At 61.9% G+C, this 17,000-nt stretch carries 14 protein-coding genes and 1 pseudogene; 13 read left to right on the top strand and 2 right to left on the bottom strand.

The window, feature by feature from the left end:
* From ASD83_RS21205 to ASD83_RS17655, 11 genes and pseudogenes are all read left to right on the top strand, one after another.
* Positions 1–326 (top strand): annotated as a pseudogene (locus ASD83_RS21205) (methyl-accepting chemotaxis protein); the annotation flags it as partial.
* Positions 327–600: 274 nt separating this feature from the next.
* Entirely contained in the window at positions 601–2,640 is a 2,040-nt protein-coding gene (locus ASD83_RS17700; protein ID WP_056313468.1) for a methyl-accepting chemotaxis protein, read from the top strand.
* A 346-nt stretch (positions 2,641–2,986) separates the two neighbouring features.
* Positions 2,987–4,687: a methyl-accepting chemotaxis protein gene (locus ASD83_RS17695; RefSeq protein ID WP_056313466.1), complete on the top strand. Its 1,701-nt coding sequence runs from the start codon at positions 2,987–2,989 to the stop codon at positions 4,685–4,687.
* Positions 4,688–4,837: 150 nt separating this feature from the next.
* Entirely contained in the window at positions 4,838–6,460 is a 1,623-nt protein-coding gene (locus tag ASD83_RS17690; protein ID WP_244489229.1) for a globin-coupled sensor protein, read from the top strand.
* Between the two features lie 50 nt (positions 6,461–6,510).
* Positions 6,511–6,873 (top strand): methylglyoxal synthase, encoded by a 363-nt coding sequence (locus ASD83_RS17685; RefSeq protein ID WP_056313462.1) that lies wholly within the window; start codon positions 6,511–6,513, stop codon positions 6,871–6,873.
* 185 nt (positions 6,874–7,058) lie between these two features.
* Positions 7,059–7,844, top strand: coding sequence for an ABC transporter ATP-binding protein (locus tag ASD83_RS17680; RefSeq protein WP_056313460.1), 786 nt, complete (start codon positions 7,059–7,061; stop codon positions 7,842–7,844).
* Positions 7,844–8,548: an ABC transporter ATP-binding protein gene (locus ASD83_RS17675; RefSeq protein WP_056313459.1), complete on the top strand. Its 705-nt coding sequence runs from the start codon at positions 7,844–7,846 to the stop codon at positions 8,546–8,548. The genes ASD83_RS17680 and ASD83_RS17675 overlap by 1 nt, the downstream gene beginning before the upstream one ends.
* Before the next feature lie 3 nt (positions 8,549–8,551).
* Positions 8,552–9,556, top strand: a complete 1,005-nt coding sequence (locus ASD83_RS17670) for a branched-chain amino acid ABC transporter permease (RefSeq protein ID WP_056313457.1) — start codon at positions 8,552–8,554, stop codon at positions 9,554–9,556.
* Positions 9,553–10,842 carry a branched-chain amino acid ABC transporter permease gene (locus ASD83_RS17665; RefSeq protein WP_056313454.1) on the top strand — a complete coding sequence of 430 codons (1,290 nt, stop codon included), beginning with the start codon at positions 9,553–9,555 and terminating at the stop codon, positions 10,840–10,842. The genes ASD83_RS17670 and ASD83_RS17665 overlap by 4 nt, the downstream gene beginning before the upstream one ends.
* 66 nt (positions 10,843–10,908) lie before the next feature.
* Positions 10,909–11,436: an MbcA/ParS/Xre antitoxin family protein gene (locus ASD83_RS17660; RefSeq protein WP_056314046.1), complete on the top strand. Its 528-nt coding sequence runs from the start codon at positions 10,909–10,911 to the stop codon at positions 11,434–11,436.
* A complete protein-coding gene (locus ASD83_RS17655) occupies positions 11,427–12,098 on the top strand; it encodes an RES family NAD+ phosphorylase (RefSeq protein WP_056313452.1) in 672 nt (223 codons plus the stop codon). Before ASD83_RS17660 ends, ASD83_RS17655 begins: the two co-directional genes overlap by 10 nt.
* 3 nt (positions 12,099–12,101) lie before the next feature.
* Here ASD83_RS17655 and ASD83_RS17650 read toward each other — a convergent pair whose 3' ends face one another.
* A complete protein-coding gene (locus ASD83_RS17650) occupies positions 12,102–12,695 on the bottom strand; it encodes a class I SAM-dependent methyltransferase (RefSeq protein ID WP_056313451.1) in 594 nt (197 codons plus the stop codon).
* Between the two features lie 78 nt (positions 12,696–12,773).
* Complete coding sequence (locus ASD83_RS17645; RefSeq protein ID WP_056313449.1) at positions 12,774–13,970, bottom strand: ABC transporter substrate-binding protein; 1,197 nt, start codon at positions 13,968–13,970, stop codon at positions 12,774–12,776.
* Positions 13,971–14,192: 222 nt separating this feature from the next.
* On the opposite strand from ASD83_RS17645, the gene ASD83_RS17640 reads away from it, so the two are divergent.
* Positions 14,193–15,257 (top strand): glycine betaine ABC transporter substrate-binding protein, encoded by a 1,065-nt coding sequence (locus ASD83_RS17640; RefSeq protein ID WP_162249190.1) that lies wholly within the window; start codon positions 14,193–14,195, stop codon positions 15,255–15,257.
* A gap of 157 nt (positions 15,258–15,414) precedes the next feature.
* Entirely contained in the window at positions 15,415–16,980 is a 1,566-nt protein-coding gene (locus ASD83_RS17635; RefSeq protein ID WP_056313446.1) for a putative bifunctional diguanylate cyclase/phosphodiesterase, read from the top strand.
* Positions 16,981–17,000 lie beyond the last annotated feature (20 nt).

The following is a 17,000-nucleotide window of genomic DNA, read 5'->3' as shown; positions in this document are numbered from 1 at the left end:
ACGGCATTGCCCGGGAAAGCCGCGAACAGGCGTCTTCCATCGAAGAAGTCAATGCGGCCGTGCGGCAAATGGACGAAATGACCCAGCACAATGCCGCGCTGGTGGAAGAGATGAATGCCGCCATCGAGCAGACCGAAGCGCAAGCCAACAAGCTCGATGGGATCGTCGATATTTTTGCGACCGACGAGCGCAGAAATGCCCCAGCGTCACGCCCTGCCGAACCGCAAGGCGCACGGGGCATTCAGCAAAAACTCAAATCGGTCGCCAAAGCCTATCTCAGTCACGGCAATGCCGCGGTGAAGGCTGATGACTGGAGCGAGTTCTAAAGCGCGATTCCAACGCTTTGACGGCTCGTATAGGGGGAAGGCGCTAAAAGGCGCCTTTCCCCTTTTTCATGGGCGGTGGGCGCCAGGCGTCGGCTTTCAGCCTGAACTATAAATGAAAACAGCCATTTAGCAGGACTGTTGAGCCTTGATCTATCTTGCAAGACCTGGAAATTTCTTCTGAACATCACGAATAATATTCAGTTAAGGACGCGCTGTTAGTATTTCCCCTATGGGGCGTAAACTCGTCTTAATCGAGCGCTTGAGGGGGTATTTCATGTTCAGCCGAATTTCGGGGTTTATCGCCAACGTAAAAGTTACCTCGGCCATTGTTTGTCTGGTCGTGGTGGCGATTATTCTGTCCATCAGTGTCGTGACATTTGCGGTCTATTCCAGTCTCGGCACGGCTCTTCGGGCGCAGGCGATCGAACAACAGCATGCCAATCTCAAGACGGCGGCGACGATCCTTTCGGGCAGCCTGCCGGGCTCCGAGGCCAAATGGGCCGAAAGCGGCGATCTCGACGGCTTTGTCGCCTGGGCCATGCCACGCCAGTTTCTCAATCACGACATCGTCGATTCGATCGTGCGGCTGACGGGGGAATCCGCCACGATCTTCGGCTGGGACGAAGCGCAGCAGGATTTCGTGCGCATGACCACGACGATCGTCGATGAAAAGGGGGAACGTATTCTCGGTACGACCCTGGGCCAGACCAGCCCGGCCTATGAATCGGTGATGTCGGGCAAAACCTATTTCGGCGAGGCGACCATTGTCGGACGGCCCTATTACACGGCCTATCAGCCGATCGTCGATCAGGGCGGCAAGGCGATTGGCGTCCTCTATGTCGGCGTCGACCGGGCAAGGGTGGACGGCACGATCCAGCAATTGCTGCAATTGCTGCTGGCGGTTGGGGGTGGCGTATTGGTGATTCTGGGCATTGGCGGATTTTTCGTCGCGCGGCTGCTGCTGGCGCCGGTGCCCCGGCTGGCCAAGGTCATGGAGGCCATTTCGGGCGGCGACTATGACACCGTCGTGCCCTATGTGGCGCGCAGCAATGAAATGGGCGCCATGGCCAAGTCCGTCGAGGTGTTTCGCGCCAATGGGCTCAAGATGACGGAAATGACCGAGGAAGAGCGGCTCGCCTCGCAGCGACGGCGCGTGGAGCGCACCGATATGATGGTCGCCCTGCAAGCCGCCTTTGGCGAAGTGGTTGATGCCGCCATTGCCGGCGATTTTTCCAAGCGCGTGCATGCCCAGTTCGCCGATCCCGAACTCAACAGTCTTGCCGATAGCGTCAACAAATTGGTGGAGACGGTGGATCGCGGGCTGACGGAAACCGGGGAAGTGCTCGCGCGGCTCGCCGAGGCGGACCTGACCCACCGGATGGCGGGGAACTATCAGGGCGCCTTTGCCAAATTGAGCGGCGATACCAATGGCGTCGCCGACAAATTATGCGATGTTATCGGCCAATTGCGCGTGACCTCGCGGGCCCTCAAGACGGCAACGGGAGAAATCCTGTCGGGGGCCAATGACCTGTCCGAACGCACCACCAAACAGGCCGCGACGATCGAAGAAACCTCGGCCGCCATGGAGCAGTTGGCTTCGACCGTCGCCAGCAATGCGGAACTGGCCGGGAAGGCCGGGGCCGATGCCGACAGCGTGTCGCGCGAGGCGGAGGCGACCGGTGTGGTGATGGGCGAAGCCAATGAGGCCATGGAACGCATCACCCAATCGTCGGCCAAGATTTCCAATATTATCGGCATGATCGACGACATCGCCTTCCAGACCAACCTGCTTGCCCTCAACGCTTCGGTGGAAGCGGCGCGGGCGGGTGAGGCCGGCAAGGGTTTTGCGGTGGTCGCCGTCGAAGTGCGGCGCCTGGCGCAATCGGCAGCGCAGGCCTCGGCAGAGGTCAAGGAACTGATCGAGAAAAGCGCCATGGAGGTGAGCGGGGGGTCGCGGCTGGTCTCGACCGCGGCCAACAAGCTTGAAAGCATGCTCGAGGCGGTGGCGCGCAATGCCGAGGTGATGCAGACCATTGCCAAGGCCAGCAGGGAGCAGGCTCGGGCCATCGAAGAAGTGGGCAGTTCGGTGCGGGTGATGGACGAGATGACCCAGCACAATGCGGCGCTGGTGGAACAGACCAATGCGGCCATCGAACAGACCGAGTCGCAGGCAGCCGAGCTTGATCGGGTGGTCGATATTTTTACCGTCGATGACGCCCGGACCGAACCTGCGGTTCAAGTGCGGCGCCCGGCTGCCCCTGTTCTTAAAGCTAGGGGCAATGCCGCGCTGGCGGCTGACTGGGACGAATTCTGATCGCAAATGCGATGCGGACGACATGTCCGCCGAGCGCGAAGCAAAGGGGCGCCAAAGTGGCGCCCCTTGTCATTTCCGGGACAGGGCCTTCAACGAAGCCGCATTCATCTTCATTCCGAACTTAATAATGAACAATGCAGGCCCGAATACGCGTCTTTGCATAGATCTGGTCTTTCTATTTGCTGATGTTTCTTTTCATATTAACAGATGACGCGTGTTTTTTGCAGGCGCCGCTCCATAATATGGGAAGTCTTTTACTTGCCGATTAGGATTTTGGTAACCATCGGGGAGCAGCCTTGTATGGAGGGCGGCAGGCGGCTGGCGCCCCGGACAAGAGGCCAAAATCATGCGAGCGCTGGGCTTTGGGCAGGGTGCTTTAATACGCGATCTCGAGGCCAGGTGCGCAGCCATATCGCGTAGCCAGGCAGTCATCGAATTCACTCTCGACGGGAAGATCATCACGGCAAACGAGAATTTTCTCGGCGCGATGGGGTATCGCCTCGAAGAAATCGTGGGCAAGCACCATTCGATGTTCTGCGACCCCGCCTACGCGGGAAGCGAAGAGTACAAAAACTTCTGGGCCGAGCTGCGGCGCGGTTCGTTTCAATCGGCGGCCTATCGGCGGCTGGCCAAGGGCGGGCGCGAGATCTGGATCCAGGCCAGCTACAACCCGGTCTTGGACAAGTCGGGCAAGCCGGTAAAGGTGATCAAGTTTGCCACCGACATTACCGAGCAGGTGAGCGTGGCGGCCGACCATGCGGCGCAGGTGGCGGCGATCTCCCGTGTCCAGGCGGTCATCGCCTTCACGCTGGACGGCACCGTCATCGAGGCAAACCAGAATTTTCTGGATACCCTTGGCTACCGGCTCGAGGAAATCGTGGGGCGCCATCATTCCATGTTCTGCGACAAGGATTTTGCCGCGAGCGCGGAATACCGGTCCTTCTGGCAGCGGCTGGGAGCGGGCGAATATATTTCGGCCGAGTTCCAGCGCTTTGGCAAAGGCGGCAAGGAGATATGGATTCAGGCCTCCTACAACCCGATTTTCGATGCTGCCGGCAAGGTCACGAAGGTCGTAAAATTCGCGACCGACATTTCCGAGCGCAAGCGCGCCGAGGGCATTATCGCACTGTTGACGCAGAGCCTTGCGCGGATGTCGAATGGCGATCTCGGCGGTCGGATCGATACCAGCTTTACCGGGCAATATGAGCAGCTCCGGCAGGCGTTCAACCAGTCGCTGAGCCAGCTCGAAACCATTGTCGGGGGGCTGCGCAATGCGTCGGGATCGTTGAAGACTGCGACGGCAGAAATCCTGGCCGGTGCCAATGATCTGTCACAGCGCACGACGCGGCAGGCAGCGACTATCGAGGAAACCTCGGCCGCGGTCGAACAACTGGCCGGGACCGTGGCTGAAAATGCCAAGCGGGCGGCGGCGGCCAGCGACAAGGCAAGAAGCCTTGCCGAGGACGCGACCAAGGGTGGCGCGGTGATGGGGGAGGCGACCGGGGCCATGGCAGCCATCGAAGCGTCCTCGGGCAAGATTTCCAATATTATCGGGCTGATCGACGACATCGCCTTTCAGACCAATCTCCTGGCGCTCAACGCTTCGGTCGAAGCGGCGCGGGCCGGGGACGCGGGCAAGGGGTTTGCGGTGGTCGCGGTAGAAGTCCGGCGGCTGGCGCAATCGGCGGCGCAGGCTTCGGCCGACGTCAAGGCACTGATCGAAACCAGCGCCGGCGAAGTACGCACCGGCGCCCAGCTGGTCGACCAGGCGGCGCGAAAACTCGACGATATCCTGCGCGGGGCCGAGGACAGCTTTGGGTTGATCGGGGACATGGCCAAGGCGAGCCGCGAGCAATCGAGCGCCCTTAATGAGGTGGCGACAGCCGTGCGGCAGATGGACGAAATGACGCAGCACAATGCGGCGCTGGTCGAGGAAACCAATGCGGCCATCGAGCAGACCGAAGCCCAGGCAAACAAGCTCGACGGCATTGTCGATGTCTTTCGCCAGGAGCAAAGGAGCACACGGCAGGAGCGTTCCGCGGCTTGATGAAGCTGCCTTTTTCGTAGGCATGGCGCGACTGGGTAAACCGGAAATTTACCAAGAACGCCATAGGGTTCTGTGGTTGATCGTGTTCAAGATTTGGAACTTGCCCGCGGTTCAAGCCCAACACACTCTTGTGCGCGTCAAAGGCCGGTCATGTCTCAATCTTCTCACGAGTTGCTGCAGTCGCGGCTGGATTTCGTTCAACTCGACGAGGAGGCCCGGGCCCGCCTGGCACGCATAAGGCCATTGATCGAAGCCCATCTCGTGCCGGCCCTCGAACGGTTCTACGGTCATATCGCCACCGTGCCGGCAGCGGCCCGTTTTTTCGATGGCAAGGCACAGATGAACCGGGCCCAGAGCAAGCAGGTCGGCCACTGGGGCGCCATTGCTTCGGGCCAGCTCGATGCCAGTTATTTCGAATCGAGCACGCGGGTCGGCCTCAGGCACGCCCAGATCGGGCTCGAGCCGCGCTGGCATATCGGGGGCTATAGCCTCATCGTCGAAACGCTGGTGACGGGGATCATCAGGGATTACATGACGGCGGCCCTGGCCCCGACCAAGGGGGCTTTTGGGCGCTTGGTGCCGCGCGACCCCAAGGAGATCATGAAGGATGTCGAGGTGCTGACCGGCTCGCTGGTTTCAGTGCTCAAAGCAATCATGCTCGACATCGATATCGGCGTCTCGGCCTATTTCGAAAAGCTCAATGACGATGCGCGCAAGGCCGATGATGCGGCCAAAGCCAAGATTGAAGCCGCCGTATCGGCGGCGGGCGCCGTCCTGCAAGACGTAGCGCGCGGCGACCTGACGACACGCGTGACGGCCGATCTCGAACCCGAATTTGACCAGATCAAGCACGATACCAATGCGGTGGCCGAACGGCTCAGCGCCATCGTCGCGCAATTGCAGCAGACCTCGCGCCAGATGAAGGTGGCGACGAGCGAGATTCTGTCGGGCACCAATGACCTGGCCGACCGCACGACCCGGCAGGCCGCAACCATCGAACAGACGACGGCGGCCATCGAGCAGCTGTCGACGGCGGTGGTGGAAAATGCCCGGCGCGCGGCGACGGCCAGCGACAAGGCGCGCAGCGTGGCCGAGAGCGCGACGACCGGCGGGGAGGCGATAACGGCCGCCAATGGGGCCATGGGCGCCATCGAAACCTCATCGTCCAAGATTTCCAACATCATCGGGCTGATCGATGACATCGCTTTCCAGACCAACCTTCTGGCGCTGAACGCTTCGGTGGAGGCGGCGCGGGCGGGCGAAGCGGGCAAGGGTTTTGCCGTCGTTGCCGTAGAAGTGCGGCGACTGGCGCAGAGCGCCGCCAATGCTTCTTCGGAAGTGAAAGCGCTGATCGAAACATCGGCCGCCGAAGTGCGCAGCGGCACGCAATTAGTGGCGCGCGCCGCCGAAGTGCTGCTCGACATTCTGGCCGGCGCGCAGGAAAGCGCCACGCTGATCGACACCATTGCCCATGCCAATCGCACCCAGTCCGCGGCCCTGGAAGAGGTGACCGTGGCGGTGCGGCAGATGGACGAGATGACCCAGCACAATGCGGCGCTGGTGGAAGAAACCAATGCGGCCATCGAGCAGACCGAAGCCCAGGCGAGCGAACTCGACAAGATCGTCGATGTGTTCCGTATCGAGGGCCATCAGCGGCCTGCTGCTGCGCCCGTTTCGGCAACTCGGCCCAAGGCCATGCCGAAACCGGCGGCAAAGCCCTTGCCGAGGAGCCATGGCAATACAGCCCTGGCGCAGGATTGGGACGAGTTCTGATAGTTTTGAGCCGGGCCCTGGGCCCGGCTTTTCGATTTAAGGAGACACGCATGGCGCGCATCGGGCTTGTGGCGCATGACGACAAGAAGGATGACCTTTGTGCCTGGGCCGAACGGCATCGGCATAAGCTGGTCCTGCACGAGCTCTGGGGCACGGGAACGACCGGCAGCCGGATCATGGCGGCGACAGGGCTTGACGTGGCGCTGCTCAAAAGCGGGCCTTTGGGTGGCGACCAACAGCTTGGGGCGATGATCTGCGAAGGCCGGCTTGATGTGCTGATCTTTTTCATCGATCCGCTTTCCGCCCAGCCCCATGATGTCGATGTGAAGGCGCTGACGCGGTTGGCGACGCTTTATGATGTGCCGCTGGCCAATAACCGCTCGACGGCCGACGCCGTTCTCGCGGCCGTCTAAGCCTCTGCGCCCAGCCATTCGAGCGCAGCTCTCATGGCCTTCGCCGCTAAAATCGCGCCACTGGCGCGATTTTGTCCTGATAGGACACGCGGTGAAGTTGACCACATCCCCTGCTTGTGAGCAGATGCCCCAAAATTGCCTGGATTAACCGGGCGGCATGGCATTCAGGAAATTCGGGGCGGTTAGTGACCACCGATTTGGTTATAGACGTTCGCAACGTCTCTAAAAGATTTGGCGGCCTGTTGGCCGTCAACAATTGCTCGCTCTCGGTCCAGCGCGGATCGATCACCGGGCTCATCGGGCCCAATGGGGCTGGCAAGTCGACCCTGTTCAACATGGTCGCGGGCAATATCACGCCCGATAGCGGCCAGGTCATCTTCGATGGCGCCGATGTCACTGGTATGAAGCCCTATCAGCTTTTCCGCATCGGCATGTTGCGCACCTTTCAGATCGCGCACGAATTCAGCCAGATGACGGCGCTCGAAAACCTGATGATGGTCCCGGGCGACCAGCCGGGCGAACATCTGGTTTCGACGTGGTTCCGGCCGGGGCTCGTCAAAAGCCGCGAGACCGAGGTGCGCAAGAAGGCGCTCGATGTCATCGACTTCTTGAAACTGGGCCATGTGCGCAACGAGTTGGCGGGGAACCTCTCCGGTGGGCAGAAGAAGCTGCTTGAACTCGGCCGCACCATGATGGTCGATGCCAAGGTCGTGCTGCTCGATGAGGTGGCCGCCGGCGTGAACAAGAGCCTTCTCAATGATCTAGCCTCGAACATTGAGCGCATGAATCGCGAGCTTGGCTATACGTTCTTTGTCATCGAGCATGACATGGACCTGATCGGCCGGCTCTGCGATCCCGTCATCGTCATGGCGCAAGGCGAAAAGATCGCCGAAGGCCCGATGGCCGAAATCCGCGCCAATCCGCAAATCGTCGAAGCCTATTTCGGCTCGCCTGCCGAGGTGGTTGCTTAATGCCCCTGATTGAACTCAAGCATGTGGTCGGTGGCTATGGTGGCGCGCCGATCCTCAATGGCGTCAACATCGCTATCGAGAAGACGGATATCGGCGTTATTGTCGGCCCTAATGGTGCTGGAAAATCGACGACGCTGAAGGCCATTTTTGGCCTTCTGAAAGTCACCGGCGGCACGATTGAATTCGGCGGCGAGAATGTCGCCAATTCGCTGCCCGACAAGCTCGTGCCTAAGGGGCTGAGCTTTGTGCCACAGGAAAAGAACGTCTTTACCTCGATGTCGGTCGAGGAAAACCTCGAAATGGGCGCGTTCACCCGTACCGACGATTTTTCCAGCACCATGGAATGGGTCTACGAGATGTTCCCGGTGCTTGCGGAAAAGCGCCGGCAGCCGGCGGGCGAGCTTTCGGGCGGTCAGCGGCAGATGGTGGCCATGGGCCGCGCGCTGATGAGCAAGCCGACGCTTCTTATGTTGGACGAGCCGTCGGCCGGTCTTTCGCCGCGCTATGTCATCGAAATCTTTGAGACCATCCAACGCGTCAACAAGGAAGGCGTCGGCATTCTCATGGTCGAGCAGAATGCACGGCAGGCCCTGGCCTTTGCCTCCAAGGGTTTCGTGCTTGCCAGCGGGCAGAACCGCTTCACCGGCACCGGGGCGGAGCTGATCGCCGACCCGGACGTCGCCAAGTCTTTCCTCGGGGGCTAAGCCGTGACCGAACTCATTTTCTTCACCAATCAGGTGATCATTTCCGGTCTCGTGCTCGGCTGCATTTATGCGCTGGGCGCCATCGGCATCACGCTGATTTTCGGTATTTTGCGCTTCGCGCATTTTGCTCACTCGGAGCTAATGACGGGCGGGGCATTTATCGCGTTTCTTCTCGCTTCCGCCTTTGCGGCCTGGGGCATCGTCACCCCGATCCCGACCGGTTTCGTCGTTCTGCCCATCGCCATGGTACTGGCGGCCATTCTGGCGCTCGGGATCGACAAGGGGTTTTATGCCCCGCTCCGCAAGCGTGGCGCTAAGCCGGTGACGCTCTTGATCGCTTCCATTGGCGTGACGCTGATGATCCAGGGTCTCATTCGCCTGTTTTTCGGCGCCGGTTCCTATTCGTTCTTCGAGCATGAGCCCAAGGAAGTGTTCCGCTTCGACATGACCGGGATCGGCTCCACAAGGCCGCTGGTCATTACCGAGCCGCAGGTGCTGATGATCCTTGTCACCTTCGTTTCGGTCTTGGCGCTGCACTTCTTCCTGACCCGTTCGCGGCTCGGCAAGGCCATGCGCGCCATGGCCGACAATGCCGATCTGGCGCAGGTTTCGGGGATCAATACCGCGCTCGTCGTGCGCGTGACCTGGGTCATTGCTGGGGCACTTGCCTGCATGGCTGGGACCATGCTGGCACTCGACGTGACGCTGAAGCCGGACCTCGCGTTCAACATCATCCTGCCGATCTTTGCGGCCGCCATCGTCGGCGGACTGGGCCAGGCCTATGGCGCCATTGCCGGGGGCCTTCTTATTGGCTTTGCCGAAACGCTGGCTGTGTTCAACTGGACCATGCTGCTCAGGCCACTCAATGCGATCCTGCCGGATTGGATGCAATTGCCGGCGACGCTGGCGCTGGTGCCGACCGAATATAAGCTCACCGTCGCCTTCCTCATTCTTGTCGTGACGCTGCTCGTGCGACCGACCGGTATCTTCAAGGGAGCCTCGTCATGATCCAGCGTTCCCTGACGCTTTTCGGCGGCCTGTTCGTTCTGATCCTGCTCATGGGCTGGGTGATGGGCGCGCCTTTCACCTCGTCGCGCCTCGTTGAAGCCGCCGCCTATGCGCTGATCGCGCTCGGCCTCAATATCCAATGGGGCTATGGCGGGCTGTTCAATTTCGGCATCATGGGCTTTTTGATGGTCGGCGGCGCGGCCGTCACCTTCATTTCCTATCCGGTCAATCCCGTCTTCTGGGGTGGCGAAGGCCCGGCCATGCTGGGCAAGGCGCTGTTCGCCTTTGCCATCGGCGCGCTGTTGGTTCTGGGCGCACGCAAGGCCGATCGTATCGGGATTACCGGCAAGTGGAAGGCGGCGTTGACCGTCCTCGCCTGGTTCGTCGCCTATGTGCTTTATCGTAGCCAGCTCGATCCGGCCGCGGCCTATATCGAATCGGCGGCCGGTGGTGGCTGGGTTGGCGGCCTTGGCGGCCACCCGATCCTGGGCTGGATCTTTGGCGGCGTTCTGGCGGCTGGTATCGCCTATGTCGTCGGCAAAATCTGTCTGGGCCTCCGGACCGACTATCTCGCCATTGCCACGATCGGCATTTCCGAAATCATCCGCGCGCTGATCAAGAATATGGACTGGCTGACGCGCGGCACGCTGACCGTCTCGCCGATCCCGTGGCCGACGCCCCTGCCGCAGCAATTGCAGGCCGGTGGCACGAGCATCTCGGAATCCCTGCTGACGGCGCGCGCGCTTTATCTGCTGCTCGCCCTCGTCGTCCTTGGCGTCGTGCTGTGGCTGATTTCGCGCGCCTATGCCGGGCCCTGGGGCCGCATGATGCGGGCTATCCGCGACAACCACATTGCCGCGACATCCATGGGCAAGAACGTTACCGCCCGCCAGCTGGAGATCTTTGTCTTCGGCTCGGTGCTGATGGGCATTGGCGGCGCTATGCTGGTCAGCTTCGTGCAGATTTTCGATCCCTCGAGCTATCAGCCGATCAACCACACCTTCCTCATCTGGGTCATGGTGATCGTGGGGGGCGCGGGCAATAATTGGGGTGCGCTGTTCGGCGCGGTGCTGCTCTGGCTGATCTGGGTGGTGTCCGAGCCGCTCTCCAAAGCGGTGTTCGAATTTGTCAGCACCTGGTCGACGCAATTCGGCTGGGGCGCGATCCCGGAAATCGAGGCGCGTTCGGCGCAGATGCGCGTCTTCGTGCTCGGTCTCGTCATCACCATTGCGCTGCGATTTGCGCCGCGGGGTCTTATCCCCGAAGTGGTCAAACGCGAAAGCTGATTTGTCTAAAACTTGACAAATGTCTAAATATGGACAATCTTGATCCCGAAGGAGATTGAGATGTCCATGTTTGGCTTTGGTGAAGCGCCGCAGGCGGGATTTGCTGGTCAGGCGCAGGTTCTCGGTGTTGAACGGTTCGAGCCGGGCAATAGGCGGCGGTTGAGCGCGCCGGCGCTGCGCACTTTTGCAGCCATCGCCGATCTTTGGGGGCTCAATGAAGAGCAGCGCCGGCTGGTGCTGGGCTATCCGAGCCGCTCGACCTATCAGAACTGGATGAAATTGGCGCGCGAACAGGGCGAGGTAACGCTCGATGTCGATGCTCTGATGCGGCTTTCGGCTGTTTTCGGGGTGCATCAGGCGCTGGGCGTGCTGTTTGCCGATGCGCAGGAACAGCTTGGCTGGCTCAAGGGGCCGCATGATGCGCCGCTCTTTGGCGGGCAGACGCCGCTGAGCTTCATTGTCTCGGGTTCGCTTGACGGCATCTTGCAGGTCCGGCGCTTTCTCGATGCGGCGCGGGGCGGGGTCTATATGCCGCCCAATGGGCTCGACGTGGATTTTCCGGCGACGACGGCGGGAGATATCGTGTGGCGCTAGAGTCGCGCCGCGCGCCAGCGCCGCAGCCGAGTTATCGACTGATCCCGTCGCAATTTCCGCCCATCGGGCTTTTCGATACGGTTTCGCGGGCGGCCGACCTCGATGCGGTGATGGAGCTGGCCGGTTGGACCAATGACCGGCTGGTTGCCGAACGCCTTGCCCGATTGCCGCAAAGCGAATGGGTGTTCGGCCGGGCCAATTCCTCCATCGTCATGGCGGCGTTCCTTCATGCTGCGCCGGGTGGCGGGCGCTTTTCGGGAGCGGATCTAGGCGCCTGGTATGCGGCGGACAGGATCGAGGCTAGTCTTGCCGAAGTGGCCCATCACCTCCGGCGCGAGGCTTTTGCCCGACGGCAATCTGGCGCCACCCGATGCTTCCGGGTCTATGTCGCCCGGCTTGCAGGCGCCTTTGTCGATCTTTGCGGGGCTGATGAGCCGGCGCTCTATGATCGGCAGGATTATGCGGCGAGCCAGGCTTTTGGGGAGCGCCAGCGGGCGGCGGGCGAAGATGGCATTGTCTACGATAGCCTGCGCTTTGCCGGCGGGGTCGCCATCTGCGCCTATCGGCCGAGCAAGGTGCTCGATGTCACCCAGGCGCAGCATCTTGCGGTGACGGTGCGGACCGATGGGCCTGAAATCGCGGTGGAGACGCTCTCGCAATAGCCTTTAGGGTGAACGCCGCGCCGTGACCCAGAGCCAAGCCGTGGGTTGTGCGTCATAGCCGGTGCCCATTTGCGTTTCGAGTACAATATCGGCCCAGCCTGCAGCCGCGTAATCGGCCCGGAGACGCTCGGCGCTGGGATAGTTGAAATAACGACCAAGGCCGTCATGCCCTTCGCCACTGCCGGCCTTGAAGCTGGCGGTGAAGACGCCGCCGGGGCGCAGGGCGCGATGGATGCGGCCGAGAATGTCAACGAGATCGGCGGCAGGGGCGTGCAGCAGGCTGGCACAGGCCCAGATGCCGTCATAGGCGGCGTCGGCATCGAGCTGTTCGAAGCGCAGGATGCGGACCGGTCGTCCTATGCGCCTTTCGGCCTCCGCGGCCAGTTCGGGCGTGCCGTCGGTGGCCTCGACATCAAAGCCGAGGGAGAGCATGTGCGCTGCGTCCCGGCCATTGCCGCAGCCCAGTTCGAGGATTTTGCCGCCTGCCGGGACGCGCGCCAGGAACGCGCTCAGCCGTGGGCCGGTGGGTGTCGTGACGTGTTCGGCATAGGTGGCGGCATTGTCAGCGTAAAAGCGTAGCGTCGGGTCGTCGGTCATGCTTGGACCTCCAAGAGAAAGGCCCGGGATCGCTCCCGGGCCTCGTCATAGGTTCGTTCGATATTCTATGGCGCCAAGTTACTGGATCGCGCCCTTTTCGACGAACTTGCCGCCTTCGACGGCGAGTTCGACGATGATGCCGTCCACGTCGCCAGCGGCGTCGAAGTCGAGCGGGCCACCGGCGCCTTCATAGTCGATGTCGGTGCCGGCCTTGATCAGCTCGACAGCCTTCTTCCATTCGCCGGGCAGAATCTTTTCGCCCGGAGCGGAGGAAACGTCGCGCAGAGCGGCGGAGAGACCTTCGCGGCTGGCCGAACCGTTCTTCTCGATGGCGAGAGCCAGGAGGAAAGCGGCGTCATAGGCCTGCGGGGCGTAGGTGGCGTTGGCGGTGAAGTTGTCACCGGTGAAGGCGTTGTAGATGTCAACGGCTTCGCCGGTCGGGGCGCCGGCGCGGGTGGCGATCAGGCCTTCGACGGCAGCAGCGTCGATGCCGTTGAGCAGGTCGTCGCCGACCATGCCGTCACCGCCCACATAGGTGGTGAAGTTGCCGGACTCGACGGCCTGACGCAGCACGGTGTTACCCGAAGCGTTGGCATAGGCGAGGATCACGAGGTTCTGCGAGGCAACAAGGTTGCCGAGCTCGGCGCGGTAGTCGGCCTTGCCTTCTTCGTGAGCGAGATTGGCAGCAACCGTGCCGCCGCCGGCGGTATAGGCAGCCGCAAGAGCATCGGCAAAGCCCTTGCCGTAGTCGTTGTTCACATAGGTGATGGCGATGTCGTTGACGCCCTTGGCGAGCAGCAGATCAGCCAGCTTCACGCCCTGGAGCGCGTCGGACGGGGTGGTGCGATAGACAAGGTCATTGTCTTCGAGCGTGGTCAGGGCCGGAGCGGAAGACGCCGGCGAGATGAACACGACGCCACCCGACAGACCCGAGCCGTTGAAGGCGCCGATGGTTTCACCGGTGCAGAGCGCGCCGACGATGCCGGTGACGTTGTCGGTGTTGATCAGCTTGTCGGCAGCGGCGGCAGCGGCCGTTGCGTCGCAGGCGCCGTCGGCGGAGATGAGCTTGAGCTCGCCGCCCAGGATGCCGCCCTGCTCGTTGATCTGTTTTACGACGAGTTCAGCGCCGCCGAAGATCGGCGGGGTAAGCGATTCAATCGGGCCGGTGAAGCCGCCGATGAAGCCGATGGTGGCGCCGGTGTCCTGGGCCAAAGCCGGAGCGGCGATGGACAGAGCGGTGGCTGCGACCGCCAGGGTCAGGGTTTTCTTGAACAATGGACGTCCCTCTGTTGACGTTGCGCGCCGGGTGGCCTTGCCAGCCTCCTCCTTACAGCGCTCAACGAATGCCGGGGGCGCCTCACGCGCCCCGCTGGTGGCGACTGTTGCACATTTTCGTGTAGCGAGTCACCGGGGGTGTTTGGCAAAATGGTGAACGCTCGCGGTTGCTTAAGGCAAGGCGATTGCGCATAGACTGAGCGCGGTGGAATGAGGATGCGCATGCGATTTCGGCACCCTGTCATTGCGGGCCTGATGCTGGCCTTTCTGGTGGGGCCCGCCATGGCGCAGATCACCGTGCTCGACAATGCGCAGGATCGCCCGCAGGGCGGCGAGGCTGCGGCCCGGGTTGCCCCGGCAGGCGAGATCGCCGCGACGCCCGGGGCGCAGCCACCACCCTGCGGCACTCAGCCGATGACGATTGCGCGCATGACCTGGCCCTCGGCGGCGCTGCTTGCCGATATTCATGCCCGGATCCTCAATGCCGAATTTGGCTGCGAGGCGCGGGTGGTGCCGGGGGACCTGGCGGCAACGGCGTCGTCCATGGGGTCGACGGGCCAACCGGCCGTAGCACCCGAAATGTGGGTGACGCGTATCGCCGATGTGTGGAACGGCGCGATCGAAACGCAGATGGTGCGCAGCGTTGCTCCGAGCTTTGCCGAAGCGACCATGGAGGGCTGGTTTATCCCCTCCTATATGGAAGGCGCTTTTGGCGGCCCGCCAAGCGCCGCGGCCCTGCAAGCGCTGCTCTCGACACAAACCAGCGAAATGCCGGTCCGTTTCATTTCCTGCCCGGCGGACTGGGCCTGTTCCGTGATCAATCGCAATCTCATCGCGGCCTATGGTCTTGGCGATCTCGTGCAACTGGTCGAGCCGGCCAACCGTTTTGAAATGGATGCCTTGATTGCCGAGGCGGTGAGCCGGCGCGAAAATTTCATCCTCTACTATTGGCAGCCCAATGCGGTGTTGGCGCAGCTCGAGTTCCGGGCGCTCGACATGGGTGCTTATGACGAAGAAGCGATGAAGTGCCTGGCGCGGCTCTCCTGCGCCGCGCCGAAACCTTCTGCCTTTCCGGCCGAAACGGTGGTGATTGCGCTGGCCGAATGGGTCTTTGCCGAAGCACCCACTGTCGCCTCCTATTTCCAGCGCGCCACGCTGCCGATCGCGGAAATGAACGTTTTGCTCGGGCAACTCAACGAGCCCGGTGCAACGGTCGAGGGCGTCGCAGAGCGGTTCGTTGCCGCTCGCCGCGACCTCTGGGGGGCTTGGGTCGGGGCGGTGCCGTAAAAGGCTTTACGCGCCATATACCATAAGTTCGGGCGGTGATGATTTGTCATCGAACCGTCATCCGGGGCGGCGCCGCGTGACGTAAGGTGCCGCCTAAATGCGCCTTTAAGCCCCTGAACTATTTATGAATCTTTTGTTAAAAGAGCGGAGCCAGTCGATGCTTGCTCGCGGTATTTCCCGGCCGGGCCGTGCCCTAAGCAGAAGCAGCGCCGGGGATCGCGATCTCCGACAGGTCGATCAGTTCGTGCGTATCCTGTCGAGCTATCGCGCCATCGCCTTTCTCGTTTCCATGAGCCTTGTTGGCGCTGTTTCGGCCGCGCTGGTGGCGGGGGCGCAGGGGCGCCTCGATCTCTCGATCGTCATCATTGCCATCGCGCTTGGCGGTATGGGGCTGGCGGCGCTTTATGCGGGTTATCGCATGATCCGCCGCGATCTGCTCCAGTCCGCCCGGGCCACCCGCGCCGTCATGGCTTCGGTGCATCGCGATGCGCTGACCGGGGTTTTCACGCGTTCCTATTTCATGGAGGCGCTGCGCAACGATGTGCACCATGGCTCGGATAAGTCGCTGGGTTACCTCTTGCTCGATATGGACAATTTGAAGGTCCTCAACGATGGGGCGGGACACGCGGCGGGCGATGCGGCGCTGACGCATTTGGCCAAGACGATTGCCGCGGTGATGCCGGGCGCGGTTGTCGGGCGGCTTGGGGGCGATGAATTCGGCATCGCCATTCCCGATTGCGACAATCGCGGCGCGTTGCGGCGGCTGGGCGAAGAACTGCTGCGCCGGCTCGATCAGCCGGTCAATCTGGCCGGGCGGCCGACCCGGCTTTCAGCAACGATCGGCATGGCGTTGGCGCCGGCCGATGCGACCGATGTCGACGATCTGATCGCCAAGGCCGATCTCGCGCTCTACAAGGGCAAGAAAGCCGGGCGCCGGCAGGTGGTGGCTTTCGATCCCGATATGCTGGGCGATGAGCGCCATCGCCGCTTTATCGAGCGCGAATTGCGCGCCGCGTTGTTGATGGACGAGCTTGAACTGCACTATCAGCCGGTCTTTGGCGCCGATATGCGGGTGCGCTCGCATGAAGCGCTGCTGCGCTGGCGGCATACGGTACGCGGCATGATCCCGCCGGCGCAGTTCATCGCCATTGCCGAGGAGAGCGACCTGATCGACAAGCTTGGCGATTGGGTCCTGCGCCGCGCTTGTGCCGACGTTGAGGCGCTCGGGACGCCCGTTGCGGTCAATGTTTCGCCGGCCCAATTGCGTCGCGCCGATTTCGCCAAACAGCTGGGTCAGGTCGTTGCGGACATGGGTGTCGATCCCGGCCTGCTGATCATCGAAGTCACCGAAACGGTGCCTATGGTGGCCGGGGCCGTCGAACAGGCCAATCTCGATGCCATCCGCGCCTTGGGGCTAAAAGTCGCCATCGACGATTTCGGGGCAGGGCATGCGAGCCTCCAATATCTGCGCGGCTTTGCCTTCGACATCATCAAGATCGACCGGACCTATATCGCCAATCTTGGCGATAACCGCATCGATGCCATGATCGTCGAGGCGATCTGCGATATTGCGCGTTCGCTGAAAGTCGATGTCATTGCCGAGGGTGTCGAGACCGAAGCGCAGCTCGACATGTTGCGCCGGGCCGGGTGCACGGCGTTCCAGGGATATCTCCTCGGACGGCCGGCGCCACTCAAGCGCCTTTCGGTCGCCAATGCGGCCTGAGCGTAACTAAGAGTACTCTT

The organism is Devosia sp. Root685 (assembly GCF_001427875.1).
Taxonomy (GTDB): Bacteria; Pseudomonadota; Alphaproteobacteria; order Rhizobiales; family Devosiaceae; genus Devosia.
The sequence above is the reverse complement of the archived record's forward strand: the minus strand, read 5'-3'. Positions and strand labels throughout refer to the sequence as shown.

Excerpts from the sequence above, each read along its gene's own strand:
- ASD83_RS17700 (WP_056313468.1), top strand. The coding sequence starts at position 601 with ATGTTCAGCCGAATTTCGGGGTTTATCGCCAACGTAAAAGTTACCTCG.
- ASD83_RS17690 (WP_244489229.1), top strand. The coding sequence starts at position 4,838 with ATGTCTCAATCTTCTCACGAGTTGCTGCAGTCGCGGCTGGATTTCGTT.
- ASD83_RS17695 (WP_056313466.1), top strand. The coding sequence starts at position 2,987 with ATGCGAGCGCTGGGCTTTGGGCAGGGTGCTTTAATACGCGATCTCGAG.
- ASD83_RS17665 (WP_056313454.1), top strand. The coding sequence starts at position 9,553 with ATGATCCAGCGTTCCCTGACGCTTTTCGGCGGCCTGTTCGTTCTGATC.
- ASD83_RS17650 (WP_056313451.1), bottom strand. The coding sequence starts at position 12,695 with ATGACCGACGACCCGACGCTACGCTTTTACGCTGACAATGCCGCCACC.
- ASD83_RS17675 (WP_056313459.1), top strand. The coding sequence starts at position 7,844 with ATGCCCCTGATTGAACTCAAGCATGTGGTCGGTGGCTATGGTGGCGCG.
- ASD83_RS17635 (WP_056313446.1), top strand. The coding sequence starts at position 15,415 with ATGCTTGCTCGCGGTATTTCCCGGCCGGGCCGTGCCCTAAGCAGAAGC.
- ASD83_RS17640 (WP_162249190.1), top strand. The coding sequence starts at position 14,193 with ATGCGATTTCGGCACCCTGTCATTGCGGGCCTGATGCTGGCCTTTCTG.
- ASD83_RS17685 (WP_056313462.1), top strand. The coding sequence starts at position 6,511 with ATGGCGCGCATCGGGCTTGTGGCGCATGACGACAAGAAGGATGACCTT.
- ASD83_RS17660 (WP_056314046.1), top strand. The coding sequence starts at position 10,909 with ATGTTTGGCTTTGGTGAAGCGCCGCAGGCGGGATTTGCTGGTCAGGCG.